The organism is Georgenia sp. EYE_87, assembly GCF_023148685.1.
In the GTDB taxonomy this organism is placed as follows: domain Bacteria; phylum Actinomycetota; class Actinomycetes; order Actinomycetales; family Actinomycetaceae; genus Georgenia.
The window spans coordinates 62490-80242 of sequence record NZ_JAHXNL010000012.1 but is presented as its reverse complement, the minus strand read 5'-3'; the positions used below and the strand labels follow the sequence as shown (position 1 = coordinate 80242).

Annotated in this window: 16 protein-coding genes and 3 tRNA genes; 10 read left to right on the top strand and 9 right to left on the bottom strand. The window is 73.8% G+C overall.

Going from position 1 to position 17753, the window contains the following annotated elements:
- Nucleotides 1–34 precede the first annotated feature (34 nt).
- From KZX45_RS15850 to KZX45_RS15840, 3 genes are all read left to right on the top strand, one after another.
- Nucleotides 35–1501 (top strand): sodium:alanine symporter family protein, encoded by a 1467-nt coding sequence (locus tag KZX45_RS15850; RefSeq protein WP_248258720.1) that lies wholly within the window; start codon nucleotides 35–37, stop codon nucleotides 1499–1501.
- 185 nt (nucleotides 1502–1686) lie between these two features.
- Nucleotides 1687–3141, top strand: a complete 1455-nt coding sequence (locus tag KZX45_RS15845; RefSeq protein ID WP_248258719.1) for a sodium:alanine symporter family protein — start codon at nucleotides 1687–1689, stop codon at nucleotides 3139–3141.
- On the top strand, nucleotides 3138–3698 hold the full coding sequence (locus KZX45_RS15840) for a DUF1697 domain-containing protein (RefSeq protein ID WP_248258718.1): 561 nt from the start codon (nucleotides 3138–3140) through the stop codon (nucleotides 3696–3698). The genes KZX45_RS15845 and KZX45_RS15840 overlap by 4 nt, the downstream gene beginning before the upstream one ends.
- A gap of 19 nt (nucleotides 3699–3717) precedes the next feature.
- Here the strand turns inward: KZX45_RS15840 and KZX45_RS15835 are convergent, their stop codons facing one another.
- The 3 genes from KZX45_RS15835 to KZX45_RS15825 form a co-directional block, all read right to left on the bottom strand.
- Nucleotides 3718–4875, bottom strand: a complete 1158-nt coding sequence (locus KZX45_RS15835; RefSeq protein WP_248258717.1) for a heparan-alpha-glucosaminide N-acetyltransferase domain-containing protein — start codon at nucleotides 4873–4875, stop codon at nucleotides 3718–3720.
- A complete protein-coding gene (locus tag KZX45_RS15830; RefSeq protein ID WP_248258716.1) occupies nucleotides 4872–6203 on the bottom strand; it encodes an APC family permease in 1332 nt (443 codons plus the stop codon). The genes KZX45_RS15835 and KZX45_RS15830 overlap by 4 nt, the downstream gene beginning before the upstream one ends.
- A 73-nt stretch (nucleotides 6204–6276) precedes the next feature.
- Nucleotides 6277–6825: a hypothetical protein gene (locus KZX45_RS15825; protein WP_248258715.1), complete on the bottom strand. Its 549-nt coding sequence runs from the start codon at nucleotides 6823–6825 to the stop codon at nucleotides 6277–6279.
- Between the two features lie 251 nt (nucleotides 6826–7076).
- Here KZX45_RS15825 and KZX45_RS15820 point away from each other — a divergent pair, with 251 nt between their 5' ends.
- On the top strand, nucleotides 7077–7889 hold the full coding sequence (locus tag KZX45_RS15820) for an alpha/beta fold hydrolase (RefSeq protein WP_248258714.1): 813 nt from the start codon (nucleotides 7077–7079) through the stop codon (nucleotides 7887–7889).
- Nucleotides 7890–7936: 47 nt separating this feature from the next.
- Here the strand turns inward: KZX45_RS15820 and KZX45_RS15815 are convergent, their stop codons facing one another.
- Nucleotides 7937–8947: a 3-methyladenine DNA glycosylase gene (locus KZX45_RS15815; protein WP_248258713.1), complete on the bottom strand. Its 1011-nt coding sequence runs from the start codon at nucleotides 8945–8947 to the stop codon at nucleotides 7937–7939.
- Between the two features lie 42 nt (nucleotides 8948–8989).
- Here KZX45_RS15815 and KZX45_RS15810 point away from each other — a divergent pair, with 42 nt between their 5' ends.
- Nucleotides 8990–9763 (top strand): fumarylacetoacetate hydrolase family protein, encoded by a 774-nt coding sequence (locus tag KZX45_RS15810; protein ID WP_248258712.1) that lies wholly within the window; start codon nucleotides 8990–8992, stop codon nucleotides 9761–9763.
- A 23-nt stretch (nucleotides 9764–9786) separates the two neighbouring features.
- Here KZX45_RS15810 and KZX45_RS15805 read toward each other — a convergent pair whose 3' ends face one another.
- Complete coding sequence (locus tag KZX45_RS15805) at nucleotides 9787–10953, bottom strand: MalY/PatB family protein (protein ID WP_248258711.1); 1167 nt, start codon at nucleotides 10951–10953, stop codon at nucleotides 9787–9789.
- A gap of 139 nt (nucleotides 10954–11092) precedes the next feature.
- On the opposite strand from KZX45_RS15805, the gene gltX reads away from it, so the two are divergent.
- Complete coding sequence (gltX, locus tag KZX45_RS15800) at nucleotides 11093–12619, top strand: glutamate--tRNA ligase (RefSeq protein ID WP_248258710.1); 1527 nt, start codon at nucleotides 11093–11095, stop codon at nucleotides 12617–12619.
- Nucleotides 12620–12661: 42 nt separating this feature from the next.
- Here the strand turns inward: gltX and KZX45_RS15795 are convergent, their stop codons facing one another.
- On the bottom strand, nucleotides 12662–13270 hold the full coding sequence (locus KZX45_RS15795; RefSeq protein ID WP_248258709.1) for a hypothetical protein: 609 nt from the start codon (nucleotides 13268–13270) through the stop codon (nucleotides 12662–12664).
- A 128-nt stretch (nucleotides 13271–13398) separates the two neighbouring features.
- Complete coding sequence (locus tag KZX45_RS15790) at nucleotides 13399–14019, bottom strand: hypothetical protein (protein WP_248258708.1); 621 nt, start codon at nucleotides 14017–14019, stop codon at nucleotides 13399–13401.
- 206 nt (nucleotides 14020–14225) lie between these two features.
- Between KZX45_RS15790 and KZX45_RS15785 the strand changes: the two genes are divergently transcribed.
- Nucleotides 14226–14297 (top strand) — tRNA-Gln (locus KZX45_RS15785).
- Between the two features lie 48 nt (nucleotides 14298–14345).
- Nucleotides 14346–14418, top strand: a tRNA-Glu gene (locus KZX45_RS15780).
- A gap of 90 nt (nucleotides 14419–14508) precedes the next feature.
- Here the strand turns inward: KZX45_RS15780 and KZX45_RS15775 are convergent.
- Nucleotides 14509–14991, bottom strand: a complete 483-nt coding sequence (locus KZX45_RS15775) for an SRPBCC family protein (protein ID WP_248258707.1) — start codon at nucleotides 14989–14991, stop codon at nucleotides 14509–14511.
- Nucleotides 14992–15222: 231 nt separating this feature from the next.
- Here KZX45_RS15775 and KZX45_RS15770 point away from each other — a divergent pair.
- Nucleotides 15223–15298, top strand: a tRNA-Glu gene (locus KZX45_RS15770).
- 220 nt (nucleotides 15299–15518) lie between these two features.
- Here KZX45_RS15770 and KZX45_RS15765 read toward each other — a convergent pair.
- Nucleotides 15519–16241 (bottom strand): IclR family transcriptional regulator, encoded by a 723-nt coding sequence (locus tag KZX45_RS15765; RefSeq protein WP_248258706.1) that lies wholly within the window; start codon nucleotides 16239–16241, stop codon nucleotides 15519–15521.
- 82 nt (nucleotides 16242–16323) lie between these two features.
- On the opposite strand from KZX45_RS15765, the gene leuC reads away from it, so the two are divergent.
- On the top strand, nucleotides 16324–17751 hold the full coding sequence (gene leuC, locus KZX45_RS15760; protein ID WP_248258705.1) for a 3-isopropylmalate dehydratase large subunit: 1428 nt from the start codon (nucleotides 16324–16326) through the stop codon (nucleotides 17749–17751).
- Nucleotides 17752–17753: the final 2 nt, after the last annotated feature.

Sequence of the window (17753 nt, the reverse complement as noted above, 5' to 3'; positions counted from 1 at the left end):
GGTGGCCGTCGCGCCACCGCGAACGGGACCTGAGATGACCGAGCTGATCACCGCCGTCAACGACGCGATGTACCTCTACGTCCTCGTCGGCCTCCTCGTCGCCGTCGGGGTCTGGATGACCTGGCGGACGCGGGCGGTGCAGGTGCGGCTGTTCGGCCAGATGCTCCGCTACGTCGGGCGCTCGCGGCGCGGCGCCGACGGCGGGATCTCGTCCTTCCAGGCGTTCGCGATCGGGATGGCCACGCGGATCGGCATCGGGAACATCACCGGCGTCGCCCTCGCCCTGGTCCTCGGCGGGCCCGGCGCGATCTTCTGGATGTGGATCGTCTCCCTCGTCGGGATGGCGACCTCCTTCGCCGAGGCGACGCTCGCGCAGCTGTTCAAGGTCCGGGCCCTCGACGGCACCTTCCGCGGTGGCCCGGCGTACTACATCAGCCGGGGGCTGGGCTCGCGGCGCTGGGGCACCGTCTTCGCCTGGCTGCTCGTGCTGTCCATGGTCGTGGCCATGCCCATGGTCCAGGCCAACACCATCGCGGTGACCGTCGAGTCCTCCCACGGCGTCGGGACGTGGATCAGCGCGCTCGTCCTGGTGGTGATCACCGCCCTCGTCGTCTTCGGCGGCGTCAAGCTCGTGGCGCGGGTCGCCGAGGTGATGACCCCGCTGATGGCGCTGGGCTACGTGGCGACGGCGGTCGCGGTGGTGGCGCTCAACCTCGAGGCCCTCCCGCAGTTCTTCGCCGACATCTTCGCCGGGGCGTTCGGGCTGCGCGCCGGGCTGGCCGGCGTGGGCGGCGGCGTCGTCGCCGCGATCCTCAACGGGGTGCGCCGCGGCCTGTTCTCCAACGAGGCGGGCATGGGGACCGGGCCCAACGCCGCCGCGACCGCCACCGTGGCGCACCCGGTGCAGCAGGGGCTGATCCAGTCGCTGGGCGTCTTCGTCGACACGATCCTGATCTGCACCTCGACCGCGTTCATCATCCTGGCCGGCGGCGCCTCGGTGTACGTCCCGGGCGTCACCGGCGTCGACGCCGCGGGCAGCCTGACGACGACGGCGGTCACCTCCCAGCTGGGGGAGTGGATGGCCTGGCCGATGACGGTCATGATCTTCTTCTTCGGCTTCTCCTCCATCCTGGGCGCCTTCGCGTACGCCGAGATCAACCTGCTCTTCCTCCGCGCCGGCGCGGGCGCCTACCGGGTGCTGCGCGCGACGGTCGTGGCCACCACCGGCATCGGCTCGCTCCTCGCCCTGCAGACGGTGTGGGCGCTGATGGACACCGCGATGGCCCTGATCACCGTGGTCAACCTCGTCGCCCTCGTGCGGCTCACCGGGTGGGTGGTGGTGGCGCTGCGCGACTACGAGCGCCAGGTGGCCGCAGGCGCCGGGCGCCCGGGCGGGGCGGGCGCGGGCGGGCCGGTCTTCGTCGTCGGAGATCTGCCCGACGCGCCGGGGGAGCTGCCCGGTGACGTGTGGGCGCGTCCCTCGGGCGCCGTCCGCCGCTGACGGGGCCGCACCGCCGAGCGAGCTGCACCGCTCAGAGCCGGCCGGGCGGCGACGGGCGCACGCCGGCCGGGATGTGGACCACCCGACCTGCGTTCCGTGGCGGGCGGGGGTACCGTTCCCCGGTCCAGACCGTGCGAGGCCGGCCCGAGGGCGGGTCCGGCGCCGCCGAGCCGAGGAGAACCCCGATGGATGCTGTCGTCGGCGCCGTCAACGACGTCCTGTACACGTACGTGCTGATCTTCCTGCTGGTCGGTGCGGGGATCTACTTCACCGTGCGCTCGCGCGCCCTGCAGGTGCGTCACTTCGGCCTGATGGTGCGCAGGGTGTTCGGCTCGCGGAAGGGGGCCCAGGGCGGCATCTCCTCCTTCCAGGCGTTCGCCATCGGGCTCGCCTCGCGGGTGGGGACCGGCAACATCGCCGGCGTCGCCATCGCCCTGACGCTCGGCGGCCCGGGCGCGATCTTCTGGATGTGGGTGGTCGCCCTCGTCGGCATGGCCACGGCGTTCATGGAGGCGACGCTCGCCCAGATGTACAAGGTCCGCTGGCACGACGGCACGTTCCGCGGCGGGCCCGCCTTCTACATCCAGCGCGGCCTCGGCTCGCGCGGCTGGGGCATCGTCTTCGCCGTCTGCCTGATCTTCGCGTTCGGGCTCGCCTTCAACATGGTGCAGGCCAACACGATCGCCGGGACGCTCGAGGGGTCGCACGGCTGGCCGACGTGGGTGACCGCGCTGGTGCTGGTCGCGCTCGCGGCGCCGGTGATCCTCGGCGGCATCCGGTCCGTGGCCAGGGTGACCGAGTGGATGGCGCCGGTCATGGCGTTCTTCTACGTGCTGATGGCGCTCGTCGTCGTCGCGCTGAACCTCCCCGAGATCCCGGGCGTCGTGGCGGACATCGTGCGGGGCGCGTTCGGCCTCGACGAGGCGCTGGCGGGCACCGCCGGCGGGATGCTCGCGTCGCTGCTCAACGGCGTCAAGCGCGGTCTGTTCTCCAACGAGGCCGGCATGGGGTCGGCCCCCAACGCCGCGGCCACGGCCACCGTCGCGCACCCCGCGCAGCAGGGCTTCATCCAGTCCCTGGGCGTCTTCGTCGACACCATGGTGGTCTGCTCCGCCACCGCGTTCATGATCCTGCTCGCCGGACCCGCCGTGTACACTCCCGGCGTGACGGGCGACGACCGCGGGGCCGTGCTCACCCAGACCGCCGTCGCCGAGTCGCTCGGCACGTGGACGACCATCCCCATGACGGCGCTGATCTTCGTCTTCGCCTTCTCCTCCGTGCTGGGCAACTTCACCTACGCGGAGGTCAACACCGACTTCATCAGGCCCGGGCGGGCCACGAACCTGGGGATCCGCCTGCTCGTGGTGGCCGCGGTCGCCGTCGGCGCGCTGCTGGAGCTCAGCACCGTCTGGGCGCTCGCGGACGTCGCCATGGGGCTGATGGCCACCGTCAACCTGGTGGCCCTGTTCCTCCTCGGCCGGTGGGCGCTGGGCGCGCTGCGCGACTACGAGCGCCAGGCCGCCGCCGGGGTGGACCCGACGTTCGTCGGCGTCGGCAACCCCGACCTGCCCGGCGACCTTCCCACCGACGTCTGGCTCGAGGGGGAGCGGCGCCCGGTGCGCGAGCGCCTCCAGCCGTGACCACCTTCGTCGCCCTCCTGCGGGGGATCAACGTCGGCGGGCACAACAGGATCGCGATGGCGGACCTGCGCGACGTCGTGGCCGACCTGGGGCACCGGGACGTCGCCACGTACGTCGGCAGCGGCAACGTCGTCCTCACCTCCGACCGCACGGACGGGGAGCAGCTGGGCAGCGAGCTCGCCGACGCGGTGCGCGAACGGCTCGGCGTCGCACCAGCGGTGCTCGTCCGCCCAGCCGCGGAGCTCGAGGAGGTCGTCGCGGCCAACCCCTACCCGGGCGAGCCGGACCCCAAGAAGGTCCACGCCGTCTTCCTCCCCGCCCCGCCGGACGACGACGCCCGCCGGGCCCTGGCGACGGCGCTCGCGCGCGCCGCCGACCGGGGCAGCCGCGACGAGGCACAGGTGGTCGGCCGCGTGCTCTACCTGCACACGCCCGACGGCTTCGGCCGCTCCGTGCTCGCGGACCTGCTCGCGCGCGGGGCGGGGAGCTCCGGGACCGCCCGGAACTGGGCCACGGTGACCAAGCTGCTCGAGATGTGCCGCACGCTCGGCGGTTGACGACGCCGAGCCGGTCCGTTCAGCGCGGCGGCGGCCCGAGCACGCCGGCGACGGCGGAGCGCACCAGCCGCTCGAGCGGCCCACGGCCGAGGAACCGTCGCCACAGCCAGGCCGCGGCGAGGGCGACCCCCACGAACCAGAGCAGCACCGCGTTCGACTCCGGGTACCAGACCACGGCGTTGCCCAGCAGGAAGATCGCCACGATGTGGAAGGAGTACACGCTCAGGCTGGTCGCCCCGGTGGCGGCGACAGGGGAGAGCACCGCGGCTCCTGCCCGCCCGGCCGCCGTGGCCGGGCTCGTGAGGAGCAGGCACACCCCGATGACGGCGAGCGAGGTGCCGGAGTTCCCGACCACCTCCAGCGTGGAGTACTCGTGCGCCCCCGCGCTGGCCAGACGGACCGCCAGCGGCGGGGCGTCGGCGCCCAGCGCGTCCAGGACCACCCGGGAGGTGCCCCACGCCGCCGCGGCCAGGACGGTCCCCGATCCGACCAGCGCGAGCTGGACGCGAGACGACGACAGGTGCGACCGGCCCACGATCATGCCCAGCAGGATGTACGCGAGGAACACGAGCGCCGGGTAGGCGCCCGTGGCGAAGACGTCCATGGGCAGCTCCACGGGGTCGTCCAGACCGGTGAGCCGCGACGCGACGCTGAGCCCGCCGGCCCGCAGCGGTGTGGTGAGGAGGAAGATCACCGTGGGGGAGACGACGGCGGCGGTCACCGCCCCGAGCAGCAGCACCCGCCGGTCGGCACCCAGGAAGGGCAGCGCGAGCACGAACATCGCCGCGTACGCCGGCAGGATGACCAGCACCGGGGTGGCGAGGATGACCAGCACGACCCCGATGACCAGGAGCACCCCCGCGCGCACCAGGGTGGCGAGCCGGGCACGGACGAGCGTCAGGCCCGCGGGCGGCACGTCGCGTCCGTTCGAGAGCGCGAGCGAGACGCCGGCGAGGAGCGCGAAGAGGGCCGCGGAACGCCCGTCGGCGACGACGAACCAGGCCGGGTCGTGCCGGCCGGCCGGCCCGTCGTCGCCCAGGTGCGCGACGAACATGCCCAGGACGGCGAGCCCACGCGCGACGTCGATCCCGACGAGCCGGGGCCCGCGCGGGCGGGTGGGCGCGCCGGCGGGGGCGGCCCCGGCCACGGGCGGGCCGTGCGGTTGCGGTGCGGTCACCCGTCGAGCGTAGGACCAGCGGGCGCGGCCCTGCCCGGGCGGCGCACCAGCCGGTACCCGAGCCCCACGGCCAGCACCCCCAGCGCGGCGGCCAGCGAGGCGGCCGGCAGGGTCAGCACCAGGGCCACGCAGCCGACGGCGCCGAGCACCTGCACCCACCGCGGGTAGAGCCGGTGGTCCGGGCCCTGGGTGAACGCCGAGAGGTTGGCGACGGCGTAGTACAGCAGCACGCCGACGGAGCTGAACCCGATGAGCTCGCGCAGGTCCGCCACCAGTACGGCGACCACCACGACGGCGGCGACCGCCGCCTCGGCGCGGTGCGGGACGTGGAAGCGCGGGTGCACGGCGGCCAGGACTCCGGGGAGATCGTGGTTCCGGGCCATCGCCAGGGTGGTGCGCCCCACCCCGGCGAGCAGCGCCAGCAGCGCGCCGAGCGAGGCGGCGGCCGCCCCCACCCGGACCACGGGCACGGCCCAGTCCCAGGAGCCGGCCGCGACGGCGTCGGCCAGCGGGGCGCCGGAGCGGGCGAGGCCCTCGGGCCCGAGGACGCTCAGCACCGTCACGGCCACCACGGCGTAAAGGGTGGCGACGCCGAGGAGGGTCGCGACGATGGCCCGCGGGATGGTGGCGCGCGGCTCGCGGACCTCCTCGCCGAGGGTGGCGATGCGGGCGTAGCCGGCGAGGGCGAAGAAGATCAGGCCGGCGGACTGGAGGACGTCGAGCGGGCCGACGGCGGAGGGCGCGCCGGGCGCCGTCGTCCCGCCGCCGCCGCCCGGGGTCCCGGCGGCGCCGGGGCCGGCGCCGCCCTCGAGCAGCGGCCCCGTCGCGCCGCCGAGCCACGCGCCCGCGAGCGCGAGCGCGATCGCCACGAGCACCACCGCAAGGATGACCCGGGCCAGCCCGGCCGTGCGCGTGACGCCACGCCAGCTCACCGCGGTCAGCGCCACCACGGCGGCGGCCGCGACCGGGCGCTGCCACGGCCCCGGGACGGTGTAGGCCGCGAACGTCGTCGCCATCGCCGCGCACGAGGCGGTCTTGCCGATCACGAAGGACCACCCGGCGGAGAAGCCCGACCACGGTCCCAGCCGCTCCCGGCCGTAGACGTAGGCACCGCCCGAGGTGGGGTACGTGGCAGCGAGCTGCGCCGTCGACGTGGCGTTGCACAGTGCGACGACGACGGCGACGGCCAGGCCGGCCAGCAGCCACGGGCCGGCCGCCCGGGACGCGGGCGCGAACACGGCGAAGACGCCGGCGCCGATCATCGACGAGGCGCCGATGACGACCGCGTCGCGCAGGTCCAGGCGGCGGGCGAGGGGTGCTGAGGTCACGGCGTGCAGGTTAACCACGGGCGGTGACCGGAAGGTGTCCGGGGGCGCCGCCCGGGGTAGCCCCTGCCTCGGTCTACCAGCGGTGGGCGACGTCGATCACGAGGCGCGAGCCGGTGCCCGGGCCGTCGAGGACGAACACCCGGAACGGCAGCCGGGCGCGGACGCCGAGGCCGATCGTGGTCTGCCCCTCGAAGGTCCCTGCCCACGCCAGCTGCCGGAAGGTGCGGTAGCCGGTGACGTTGCGCAGCTCGCGGGGGTTCGCCGGGCGGTAGGTGGCGCGGCCCGCGTCGTCGTATGCCGGGACCCGCGCGACCACGTTGAGCTTGGCCCCGCCGCGCAGCGGCACCACGAAGCCCGAGCCCTCCTGGTAGACCTGGCTGACGTAGCGGACGTCGTACCCCCGCACGTCGCCGCGCACGTCGAGCACCATCCGGTCGAAGCACGCGTGCCGGCCGGTGCGCACGTTCGTCAGCGTGGCGTCCATGGACATCGTCGGCACGCTCTTGGCGAGCGAGCCCCAGCGGATCCCGCAGTACGGGCCGGCGGCCTGCGCGGAGGACACCGGGCCGACGAGCACGAGACCGAGAACCAGCATCAGCACCACACGCAAGAGACGCTTCATCGCACTCTCCGATCAGGGGATCCCCCCGGGTAGCACAGGAGGGTACGCCGGTGACGTGGCGGCGCCCAGATCTCGTCGGCCGCGAATCGGTCACGATGCCGGTGCCCGCACGGCGGGTTCCCGTGCCTGCTCGCCCCGGCAGGCGTGTGAGATGTCAGGTGGTCGCGCCCCGAGCAAGCGGGTGAGAGATCATTCGCTGACCCCACTGGTCTGCTGTGTCGGCCGAGGGCTCTTCCTGGAAGGCTCGACCTGTGCTCACCGCTGCCGGGATCGCCTACGACCGCGCCGGCCCGCCCTCGGACGTGCCGGTGGTGCTCCTCCACGCCGGCATCGCCGATCGGCGCATGTGGGACCAGCAATGGGCGGCGCTGACCGCCGAACGCGACGCCGTGCGCCTGGACCTACGCGGGTTCGGTGGGTCCACCTCGCGCCCGCACGCAGCGCTCAGCCCCGTCGAGGACGTGATCGGCGCACTCGACGACCTCCACATCACCCGGTGCCACCTCGTCGGCGCCTCGTTCGGTGCGGGTGTGGCTGTCGAGGTCACGCTCGCCCGGCCCGCCCTCGTGGCCTCCCTGCTGCTCAGCGCGCCCGGCGGATCGCTCATCGCCGACGCCACGGCGGACCTGCGGGCGTTCGTCGAGGTCGAGCGGACCGCGCTGGCCGACGAGGACCTGGCTGCCGCGGTCGAGGCGAACCTCGCGTGGTGGGTCGACGGTCCCCACCGGGACGCCTCCGACGTCGAGCCGGGCGTCCGGGCACGGGTGCGCGACATGCAGCGGCTGGCCCTCGAGATCACGGCCCGCTGGGGCGAGATCGAGGAGCGCGAGCTGGACCCGCCGGCGCTCGACCGGCTCGATGAGGTCACGGTGCCCACCATGGTGCTCGTCGGGGCGCTGGACCTCGACGCCATCCACGACGCGGCGAGCCGCGTGACCGCGGGGATCCCCGACGCCCGTCCCGTCGTCTGGCCCGACGTCGCCCACCTGCCGTCCATGGAGCGCGCGGACGACTTCCTCGATCTGCTGCGCGACTGGCTGCGCGGACAGCTCGGCGCGCCATGAGCACCCCTCGCTGGACACCTCGCTGAGCGAGTGACGTCTCACCGAGCTCATGACGTCCCACCGCGAGGGGGCGGGGCCGCGGCGAGGAGCGTGCTCGTCACCTCGAGCAGCCGGGCGCGGAGGGGCGCGGCACGCTCGGCGAACTCCCGCTGCCGGGCGACGTACTCGGCGCGTCCGCCGGGGGTCTCGATCGCCACCGGGGCGTGACCGAGGGAGGTGACGTCGTAGGGGGAGGCGCGCATGTCCAGGACCCGGATGTCCCGGGCCAGCTCGAAACAGTCGAGCAGCAGCTCGCCGGGGCACGCCGGACCGAGCTTCAGCGCCGCCTTGAGCAGATCCATGTTCGCGTGCAGGCACCCGGGCTGCTCGAGGTCGGGCTGGGTGGCGCGCTCAGGCTGCAGGCGGTTCAGCGGGCGGGCGGCCGGGGTGAAGAACCGGAACGCGTCGAAGTGCGAGCAGCGGACCGGGTGCGCCTCGACCACCGCGTCCGTGCCCGCCTGGCCGAGGCGGAGCGGCAGCGGGTGACGGTGCTCGCGCTGCCGGTAGACCATCGCCCACTCGTGCAGCCCCAGGCACCCCAGGTGCGCGGGCCGCGCCGCGGTCCGCCGCAGCAGCTCGTCCAGCCACCGCACCCCCTCGCCCCGGTCCGAGAGGAAGGCCCCGACGTCGAGGACGACGGCTCGCGAGCCGTCGGCTCCGGGAGCGGCCGCGCCGTCGTCGGGCTGCTCGGCTCGGGCGGCGCCGTCGTCGCCCGCGCCGTCGTCGCCGAGGCGCGTGGTGTGCCAGCGCCATTCCGACCGCACGGCGAGGGCCACGCGGACGTCGGGGTCGTCGTCGGCCAGGAGGGCGACGCCGACGCCCGGGTGCCAGCGGGCGAGCTGGGCCGGTCGGACGGGGTAGTACTCGAAGAGGAAGTCCTCGACGGGGTGCTTCTCGTGCCGGGACCGGCGCTCGCGCCGGGCGGCGGTGAGCGCGTCCGCCCGGGCGGCGTGCGCGGACGCCCGGGCCGTCCACTCGGCCGGCGCGAGGGCGCGCGGGGGAGCGGTCGGTGCGAGCACGCCCACCAGGGTAGGAGGTCGCGCAGCACTAGGGTGGGGCCCATGCGCATCGCACGGTTCACCACGGGAGAGAACCCGCACTACGGCATCCTCGACGAGGAGACCGACGAGCTCGTGGTCCTGCGGGGCGACCCGATCTACGGGGATCTGGACACCACCGGCAGGCGCGTCCCGCTCGACGACGTCCGGCTGCTCTCCCCGGTGATCCCGCGCTCGAAGGTCATCGGCATCGGCCGGAACTACGCCGACCACGCCGCGGAGATGGGCAACGAGGTCCCGGCGGAGCCCCTGGTGTTCCTCAAGCCGAACACGTCGGTCATCGGGCCGGACGACCCGATCGTGCTGCCGGCCTACAGCCAGAACGTCCACCACGAGGCCGAGCTCGCCGTCGTCATCTCGCGCCTGTGCAAGTTCGTGCCGGCGGAGAAGGCGAACGACGTCATCTTCGGGTACACGGCCGCCAACGACGTCACCGCCCGCGACGTCCAGGCCACCGACGGGCAGTGGACCCGGGCGAAGGGGTTCGACACCTCCTGCCCGATGGGCCCGTACATCGCCCTGGACCTCGACGTCTCCGACGTGGCAGTGCGCGCCCGCGTCGACGGCGAGGTGCGCCAGGACGGCCGCACCTCCCAGCTCGTCCACAAGGTGCCCGAGCTGATCGCCTACGTCTCGTCGATCTTCACCCTGCTCCCGGGCGACGTCATCCTCACCGGCACCCCGGCCGGGGTGGGACCGATCGACGTCGGCCAGCGCGTCGAGGTCGAGATCGAGGGCATCGGGTCCTTCTCCAACCCCGTGGTGCGCCGGGACTGAGCCGCGCGACGAGCGCGGGACCGTCAGACCCTGACGCGTGCCAGCGCCTCGCCCATCTGCTCGACCGCCCGGCGCAGGATCGGGCGCGGCGTCGCCATGATGATGCGCACGAACCCCTCGCCGGCCTGCCCGCACGCGATCCCGTCGGTCAGGGCCACCTGCGCCTCACGTCGGAAGAACGCCGCCGCCGAGCCCTCGATCGCCAGGCCGCGGCAGTCCAGCCAGGCGATGTAGGTGCCCTCCGTGCGGGTGAGCACGGCTCCCGGAAGGTGTTCGGCGACGAGCTGCGCCAGCAGGTCGCGGTTGCCCCGCACATACTCGACGACCTCCCCGAGCCAGCCGCCGTCGTCCGTGTAGACGGCGGTCGCGGCGCGGGCGCCGAGCAGTCCGACGGCGTCCGAGACGTCGTCGGCGTAGGGCGCGAAGGCGGCCGCGTCGGCGTCGTTGGAGAGGATCATCTGGCCGCACTTGAGCCCGGGGACGTTCCAGCCCTTCGACGCCGCGACGGCGGTGACCGTGTGGCCCGCGGTGCGCTCGTCGAGGGAGGCGTACGGGACGTGCTCGACGTCGTCGAGCAGGATCGGGGCGTGGATCTCGTCGGCGAACACCCGGCCGCCGTGGCGCTCGACCACCTCGGCGACGGCGAGCAGCTCGTCCCGGGTCAGCACGCGGCCCACCGGGTTCCAGGGGTTGCACAGCACGAGCAGCCCGGCGCCCGCGGCGAACGCGGCGTCGATGCCGGCGAGGTCGAGGGAGTAGCGGCCGTCCTCGTCGACCAGGCTCGGGACCTCGATCACCTCGCGGTCCGCCGCCGGCGCCACGGTGAGGAACGGCATGTAGGCGGGCGTCGGCACGATGACCGCCGAGCCGGGCGCGGTGAAGCGGCGGATGGTCTCCCGCATGACGGAGAGGACGTCGGGCAGGAGGTGCACGCGCTCGGCGGGCACCCGCCAGCCGGTGGTGCGCAGCAGCCAGTCGGCGGTGGCCTGGCGGGCGGCGCGCCGCTCGGCCCCGGGGAGGTAGCCCAGCGCGCCCGCGTCCGCCGCGGCGCGCACGACGTCCTGGACGACGGGCGGGACGCCGAAGTCCATCTCGGCGACGAACGCGCCGATGCAGTCCGGGAAGCGGGTCCACTTCGTCCCGCCCGCCGCCCGCAGCTGGTCGATGGTGATCTCGTCGAAGTTCTGCACCGCTGTCGCCTCTCGTCGGGTTCTGCCCGACGACGCTACCCGGCACCGCCCACGTCCGCCGGGGCGGGCCGGTGGGCGGGCGCCGTCCGCGGCGGCCGGGCCCGGCCGCCGCGGGGCGCGCGGCTACGCTGGGGCCATCATGACCGAGAACCTCGCCACCGCCCCGACGGGCTCCGCCGTCCGGGTGCGCTTCTGCCCCTCGCCCACCGGTACCCCGCACGTGGGGCTGATCCGCACCGCCCTGTTCAACTGGGCGCAGGCCCGTCACGTGGGCGGCACGTTCGTGTTCCGCATCGAGGACACCGACCCGGAGCGCGACTCCGAGGAGAGCTACCAGCAGATCCTCGAGGCGCTGCGCTGGCTCGGCCTGGAGTGGGACGAGGGCGTGGAGGTGGGAGGCCCGTACGGCCCCTACCGGCAGTCCGAGCGCATGGACGTCTACCGCGACGTGGCGCAGAAGCTGCTCGACGCCGGCTACGCCTACGAGTCGTACTCCACGCCGGAGGAGATCGAGGCGCGGCACCGGGCCGCGGGCCGCGACCCCAAGCTCGGCTACGACGGCTTCGACCGCGACCTCACGGACGAGCAGAAGGCCGCCTTCCGCGCCGAGGGGCGCGCGCCCGTGCTCAGGGTCCGCATGCCCGAGACGGACGTCACCTTCACCGACGTCGTCCGCGGCGAGGTGACGTTCAGGGCCGGCTCCATCCCGGACTTCGTCATCGTCCGCGCCAACGGCTTCCCGCTCTACACCCTGACCAACCCGGTCGACGACGCGCTGATGAAGATCACGCACGTCCTCCGCGGGGAGGACCTGCTCTCCTCGACGCCGCGCCAGGTGGTGCTCTACCAGGCTCTCCTCGACCTCGGCGTCGCGGACGTCATGCCCGTCTTCGGGCACCTGCCGTACGTGATGGGGGAGGGCAACCGCAAGCTCTCCAAGCGCGACCCCGAGTCCAACCTCTTCCTCCACCGCGAGCGCGGCTTCACCCCGGAGGGCCTGCTCAACTACCTCGCCCTGCTGGGCTGGGGCATCTCCGCGGACAACGACATCTTCTCCAAGGAGGAGATGGTCGCCGCGTTCGACGTGGCCGACGTCAACCCCAACCCGGCGAGGTTCGACCTCAAGAAGGCCGAGGCGATCAACGCGACCCACGTGCGCATGCTCGCCGCCGAGGACTTCCGTGGGCGTCTCGTGCCCTACCTGCACGCCGCCGGTCTCGTGCCCGCGGCCTCCTACGACGAGCTCGGGCAGCGCGAGCAGGAGCTGCTGGTGCGCGCCGCGCCCCTCGTCCAGGAGCGCATGACCCTGCTCGGCGAGGTCGTGGGCATGCTCGGTTTCCTGTTCCGCTCCGACGGCGAGCTCGTGGTCGAGGAGGACGCGCTCAAGGCGCTGCGCCCCGAGGCGGCGGACGTGCTCGACGCCGCCGTGGCGGCGCTGGAGCCCCTGACCGAGTTCGCGACCGAGCCGGTGGAGGCCGCCCTGCGCGCGGCGATCGTGGACGGGATGGGCATCAAGCCCAAGTTCGCCTTCGGCCCGCTGCGCACCGCCGTCACCGGCCGCCGGGTCTCCCCGCCGCTGTTCGAGTCGATGGAGCTCCTGGGCCGCGAGTCCAGCCTGGCGCGGCTGCGCTCCCTGCGCTCCCGGCTCGGGACCGCCGCGGGCTGACGACGCCGGAGGGCATGCCCGACGGCGTGCCTGCCGCACCGCTCAGCGGACCGTCGGGTCCCAGCGCCACGTCGAGAGGCGCCCGTAGCCGGCGAGCTCCTCGCGGCCGGTCTGCCAGAGCAGGCGGTCCTGGAACGTCCCGACCTCGGGCGTGCCCGGGAAGAGACGGACGAGCACGCCCTCGCACAGGTCCTCGGGCAGGTCGGCGACCTCGTCGTCGAGGGCGCTGAGCACGTCCCAGGCGTGGAGGACGATCTCGCACACCCCCATCGCGGCGAACCCGCCCGGGTCCGAGACCCCGGTCGGGTGCCACGCGCGGGTGGTGTGCGGGCGCACCTGCACCTGCGCGGCGAGCAGCTCGGCCATGGCCTCGATGCTGGCGGCCAGTCCGGCGACGCCGGCGCCCCGGTCCACCCGCAGGACGATGTCCGACCGGCCGTCGTTGCCGACGATCGGCAGATACCTCTCCTCGACCCGGCCGGCCACCTGGAGGGCGAACGCCAGCAGGTCGTCCAGGACGTGCTCGGCCGTGTCCCAGCAGGACCAGTCCAGCCCGCGGGCGGTCTGGTCGTAGTCGAACTCGTCGTCAGGACGGGCGCGAAGCTCGGTGGCGAACCACTGGGCGGCGTGCCGGACGTCGTCGGGGTCCATGCCGTGAATCCAACCACCGAATCGTGGTCGCCACACCGGTCGGTGCGGTGTCCTGTCCGATACCGGGCCGGCGGGACGAGGCCTGGGGGGCGAGGACGCCGATGAGCCGCGTTCTGGAGGAGCGGGCGCTAGAAGGTGGTCGCGGTGGTGCCGTGCAGGGTGGTGCCCGCGACGAAGGCGTCCCAGGCGGCCTCGTCCAGGGTCCCCGTCGGGCAGATGTGGACGATCCCCACCAGGACCTGGTCCGCGGAGGAGGCCCGCAGCAGCATCTTCACGTCGAGCTCCTGCGAACCCGACCTGGCGCTCAGGGTGACCTCGCGGGCCGCCAGCGCACCGGCGTCGGAGGGGATCGCGGAGTCATCCCGCCCGGTCTCCGCCACCTCGCCGAGCGCCGAGGTGGCGTTCTCGATCGCGGTGTCGGTGTAGGTCGAGTCGTCGATCCCGGCGTCGGGGATGACCTCGTGGGTGAGTTGGTAGATGCACGCCAGGTCGGTGTTCTCCAGCTGGACAACGGTGTCGGTGGGCGGCTCCTCCGAGAGCACGTAGCCGTCCGTCTCGGGGTGGTCCCAGGTGACGGTGGCCGGCTCGGCGGCGGCGGTGGCCGGCGCGGTGGCCGGGGCGGTCGTCGTGGGGGAGGCCGTCCCGTCCTCGTCGCCCCCGCCGGAGCAGCCCGCGAGCGTGGCGACGGCGAGCGCGCCGGACGCCGCGACCGCGAGGACGCGGGCGGGGCGGAGGGTGGTGCGAAGCATCAGAGGTTCCCCAGGAGAGTCGGTGTGCCGGACGAACATATCGGACCCGCAGGGCGGCCGACCGGGCGCGTCCACCCGGTGGCGAGCCGCCGTGATTACCGTCACGAAGGCCGTTCCGGGTTTGGAGCACGCCTCGCGCTCGGGTAATGTTCTTCGACGGTACGACCCCCACGCCGCCGCAGGGCGGAGCGGAGGTTATACCCCCTTGGGGTATGGTGTAATTGGCAGCACGACTGGTTCTGGTCCAGTTAGTCTAGGTTCGAGTCCTGGTACCCCAGCGAGCGGCATCGCGTCCTTCGCGAGACCGTGGCGCCGCGAGGTGCCGAGCCCCCATCGTTTAGTGGCCTAGGACACCGCCCTCTCACGGCGGCGGCGCCGGTTCGAATCCGGCTGGGGGTACGTCCGGAAGGCCCCGCACCTCGGTGCGGGGCCTTGCTCTCGTCCGGGACGGCACTCGGTCGGCGTGCCACGGTCCGGGGCGTACCAGGGTCAGGACCGAGGTCGCTCGGGTTGCCGCCGGTCCGGTGCCGCCACCAGGCCCAGTGCCGGCGCCCGGCGCAGCTCGCCGGCGAGCAGCCGGCGGCCCACGACGGCCAGGACCGCCTCGAGCAGGGCGGCTCGTGGGCGTCGGGCCCGGCGGTCGCGGACCACTCTCAGCCGACTGCCGCCGCCCGGCCCCGGCGCCGCCCGAAGCTCCCAGGTGCCCCCCGGGTGCCAGAAGTTCGAGTCCTGCAGCGTGGCCGTGACGACGCCCGGCTCGGACCAGTCGTACCGCTCGCGTGCCCAGATGCCGCCGAGGACGTCACTGCCCTCGGTCACGTCGGCCCACCCGTCCCCGACCCCATGGACCCGGTAGGTGCGGGGGTCGATCGCGGGCCACAGGTCCGGCCGCCGGTTCCCGAAGTCCGTCAGGTGGGCGAGGACGGTCTCCGGCGGAAGCGGGGAGTCCACCTCGAACGTGATGCGTGCCATCGTTCCTCCCTCCTCGGTCGTCGACGCACCTCCGTAGGTGGTCGACGGGACGAGGGTGCGCCCGCGGGGCCGGCGGGCGCATCGGTAGCCCTACCTATCCCGGGCGGGCGACGCGCCGGCGCCCGTGGTCGACGTCACAGCGGCCGGGAGCGCTCTCGACTCGATCGCCGGGGGGCCCTCTGGTAATGTCTCCGGAGGTCGCCGCGAGGAGACCGAGAACTGAACAGACTTGCCCCCATCGTTTAGTGGCCTAGGACACCGCCCTCTCACGGCGGCGGCGCCGGTTCGAATCCGGCTGGGGGTACCACAGAGAGGCTCTCACCCGTCACGGGTGGGAGCCTTTCGCATTTAGGACCGACGGCGCGCCGGCTCAGGGATCCGCTGCGACACCGTGCGGCCCGGGGGTGGTGGCCGGCGGCGGGTGGTCGGCGCTGCAGAGAGCCGACGACGGCGGCTGGTCGGCGGTCCGGGAGACGACGCAGCCCGGCCCCTGCGGGGCCGGGCTGTCGCGACGTCCTTGCGAGGTTCTAGTCTTCCTCGGTGCGCTTGAGCACCTCGGTGAGCCGGTTGGCGGCGGCCACGACGGCGGCCGCGTGCAGCCGCCCGGGCTGGCGGCCCATGCGCTCGATCGGGCCCGAGACGGAGACGGCGGCGAGGACGCGGCCCGAGGGGCCGCGCACCGGTGCGGAGATGGAGGCCACGCCCGGCTCCCGCTCGGCCACGGACTGCGCCCACCCGCGGCGGCGCACCGCCGAGAGCATCGTGGCGGTGAAGTTCGCGCCGTGCAGGCCGCGGTGGAGGCGGTCCGGCTCCTCCCACGCGAGCAGCACCTGGGCGGCGGAGCCGGCCAGCATGCTCAGGGTCGCGCCCACCGGGATGGAGTCGCGCAGGCCCATGGGCCGCTCCGCGGCGGCCACGCAGATGCGCTGGTCGCCCTGGCGGCGGAAGAGCTGGGCGCTCTCGTTCGTGTGGTCGCGCAGCGCCGTCAGGACCGGCCCGGCCGCGGCCAGCAGGCGGTCCTCGCCGGCCGCGGAGGCGAGCTCCGCCAGACGCGGGCCGAGGATGAACCGTCCCTGCATGTCGCGCGCGACGAGACGGTGGTGCTCGAGCGCGACGGCGAGGCGGTGCGCCGTCGGGCGTGCGAGGTGGGTGGCGCTCACGAGCTGGGCGAGGGTGGCAGGCCCGGCCTCTAGCGCACCGAGAACCGTGGCGGCCTTGTCAAGGACGCCGACTCCGCTAGAGTTGTCCATGGGTCGATATTGACATCTCAGTGAGTGAGATGCAAGCACGCGATACTGCGCAGGGCCCCGAAACGATCCTAGGGAGAGAGCGATGAGCGGAACGCTGGCCGAGAAGGTCTGGGACGCGCACGTGGTGCGCAAGGGCACCGACGGTGCGCCGGACCTGCTCTACATCGACCTGCACCTGGTGCACGAGGTCACCAGCCCGCAGGCTTTCGAGGGCCTCCGGCTCGCGGACCGGCAGGTGCGCCGCCCGGACCTGACGATCGCGACGGAGGACCACAACACCCCGACGCTGGACATCGACCGGCCGATCGCCGACACGACCAGCCGCACCCAGATCCAGACGCTGCGCAACAACGCCGAGGAGTTCGGGATCCGCCTGCACTCCCTGGGCGACGCCGACCAGGGCATCGTGCACGTCGTCGGCCCCCAGCTGGGCCTGACGATGCCGGGCCTGACCGTGGTCTGCGGCGACTCCCACACCTCGACGCACGGCGCCTTCGGCGCGCTGGCGTTCGGCATCGGCACCTCCGAGGTCGAGCACGTGCTCGCCACCCAGACGCTCCCGCTCGCCCCGTTCCGGACGATGGCGATCAACGTCGAGGGCAAGCTCCGCGAGGGCACCACCGCGAAGGACATCATCCTGGCGATCATCGCCAAGATCGGCACCGGCGGCGGCCAGGGCTACGTCCTGGAGTACCGCGGCGAGGCCATCCGCAACCTCTCGATGGAGGCGCGGATGACCATCTGCAACATGTCCATCGAGGCTGGCGCCCGCGCCGGCATGATCGCCCCGGACGAGACGACCTTCGAGTACATCAAGGGACGCCCGCACGCCCCCGAGGGGGCCGACTGGGACGCCGCCGTGGAGTACTGGCGGACGCTGCGCAGCGACGACGACGCCGTCTTCGACGCCGAGGTCACCCTCGACGCCGACTCCCTCGAGCCGTTCGTCACGTGGGGCACGAACCCGGGCCAGGGCCTGCCGCTCTCCGCCCGGGTGCCGGACCCCGTCGACATCGCCGACGAATCCGCCCGCAAGGCCGCCGAGCGGGCGCTGGAGTACATGGCGCTGACGCCCGGCACGCCGCTGCGCGACATCGCCGTCGACACCGTCTTCATCGGCTCGTGCACCAACGGGCGCATCGAGGACCTGCGCGCGGTCGCGGAGATCATCAAGGGCCGGAAGAAGAACGACGACGTCCGCGTGCTGGTGGTCCCCGGCTCCGCGCGGGTCCGCCTGCAGGCCGAGGCCGAGGGCCTGGACAAGATCTTCCTCGACTTCGGGGCCGAGTGGCGCAACGCCGGGTGCTCGATGTGCCTGGGCATGAACCCCGACCAGCTCAAGCCGGGGGAGCGGGCCGCCTCGACGTCGAACCGCAACTTCGAGGGCCGGCAGGGCAAGGGAGGGCGCACCCACCTCGTCTCCCCGCTCGTCGCCGCCGCCACCGCGATCCGCGGCACCCTGTCCGCCCCGGCCGACCTCGCGCCCGCCGCCGAGCCCGTCAACGCCTGAGG

Coding starts and splice junctions, on each gene's coding strand:
- KZX45_RS15850 (WP_248258720.1), top strand. CDS start 35: ATGACCGAGCTGATCACCGCCGTCAACGACGCGATGTACCTCTACGTC.
- KZX45_RS15845 (WP_248258719.1), top strand. CDS start 1,687: ATGGATGCTGTCGTCGGCGCCGTCAACGACGTCCTGTACACGTACGTG.
- KZX45_RS15825 (WP_248258715.1), bottom strand. CDS start 6,825: ATGAAGCGTCTCTTGCGTGTGGTGCTGATGCTGGTTCTCGGTCTCGTG.
- KZX45_RS15810 (WP_248258712.1), top strand. CDS start 8,990: ATGCGCATCGCACGGTTCACCACGGGAGAGAACCCGCACTACGGCATC.
- gltX (WP_248258710.1), top strand. CDS start 11,093: ATGACCGAGAACCTCGCCACCGCCCCGACGGGCTCCGCCGTCCGGGTG.
- KZX45_RS15795 (WP_248258709.1), bottom strand. CDS start 13,270: ATGGACCCCGACGACGTCCGGCACGCCGCCCAGTGGTTCGCCACCGAG.
- KZX45_RS15790 (WP_248258708.1), bottom strand. CDS start 14,019: ATGCTTCGCACCACCCTCCGCCCCGCCCGCGTCCTCGCGGTCGCGGCG.
- KZX45_RS15775 (WP_248258707.1), bottom strand. CDS start 14,991: ATGGCACGCATCACGTTCGAGGTGGACTCCCCGCTTCCGCCGGAGACC.
- KZX45_RS15765 (WP_248258706.1), bottom strand. CDS start 16,241: ATGGACAACTCTAGCGGAGTCGGCGTCCTTGACAAGGCCGCCACGGTT.
- leuC (WP_248258705.1), top strand. CDS start 16,324: ATGAGCGGAACGCTGGCCGAGAAGGTCTGGGACGCGCACGTGGTGCGC.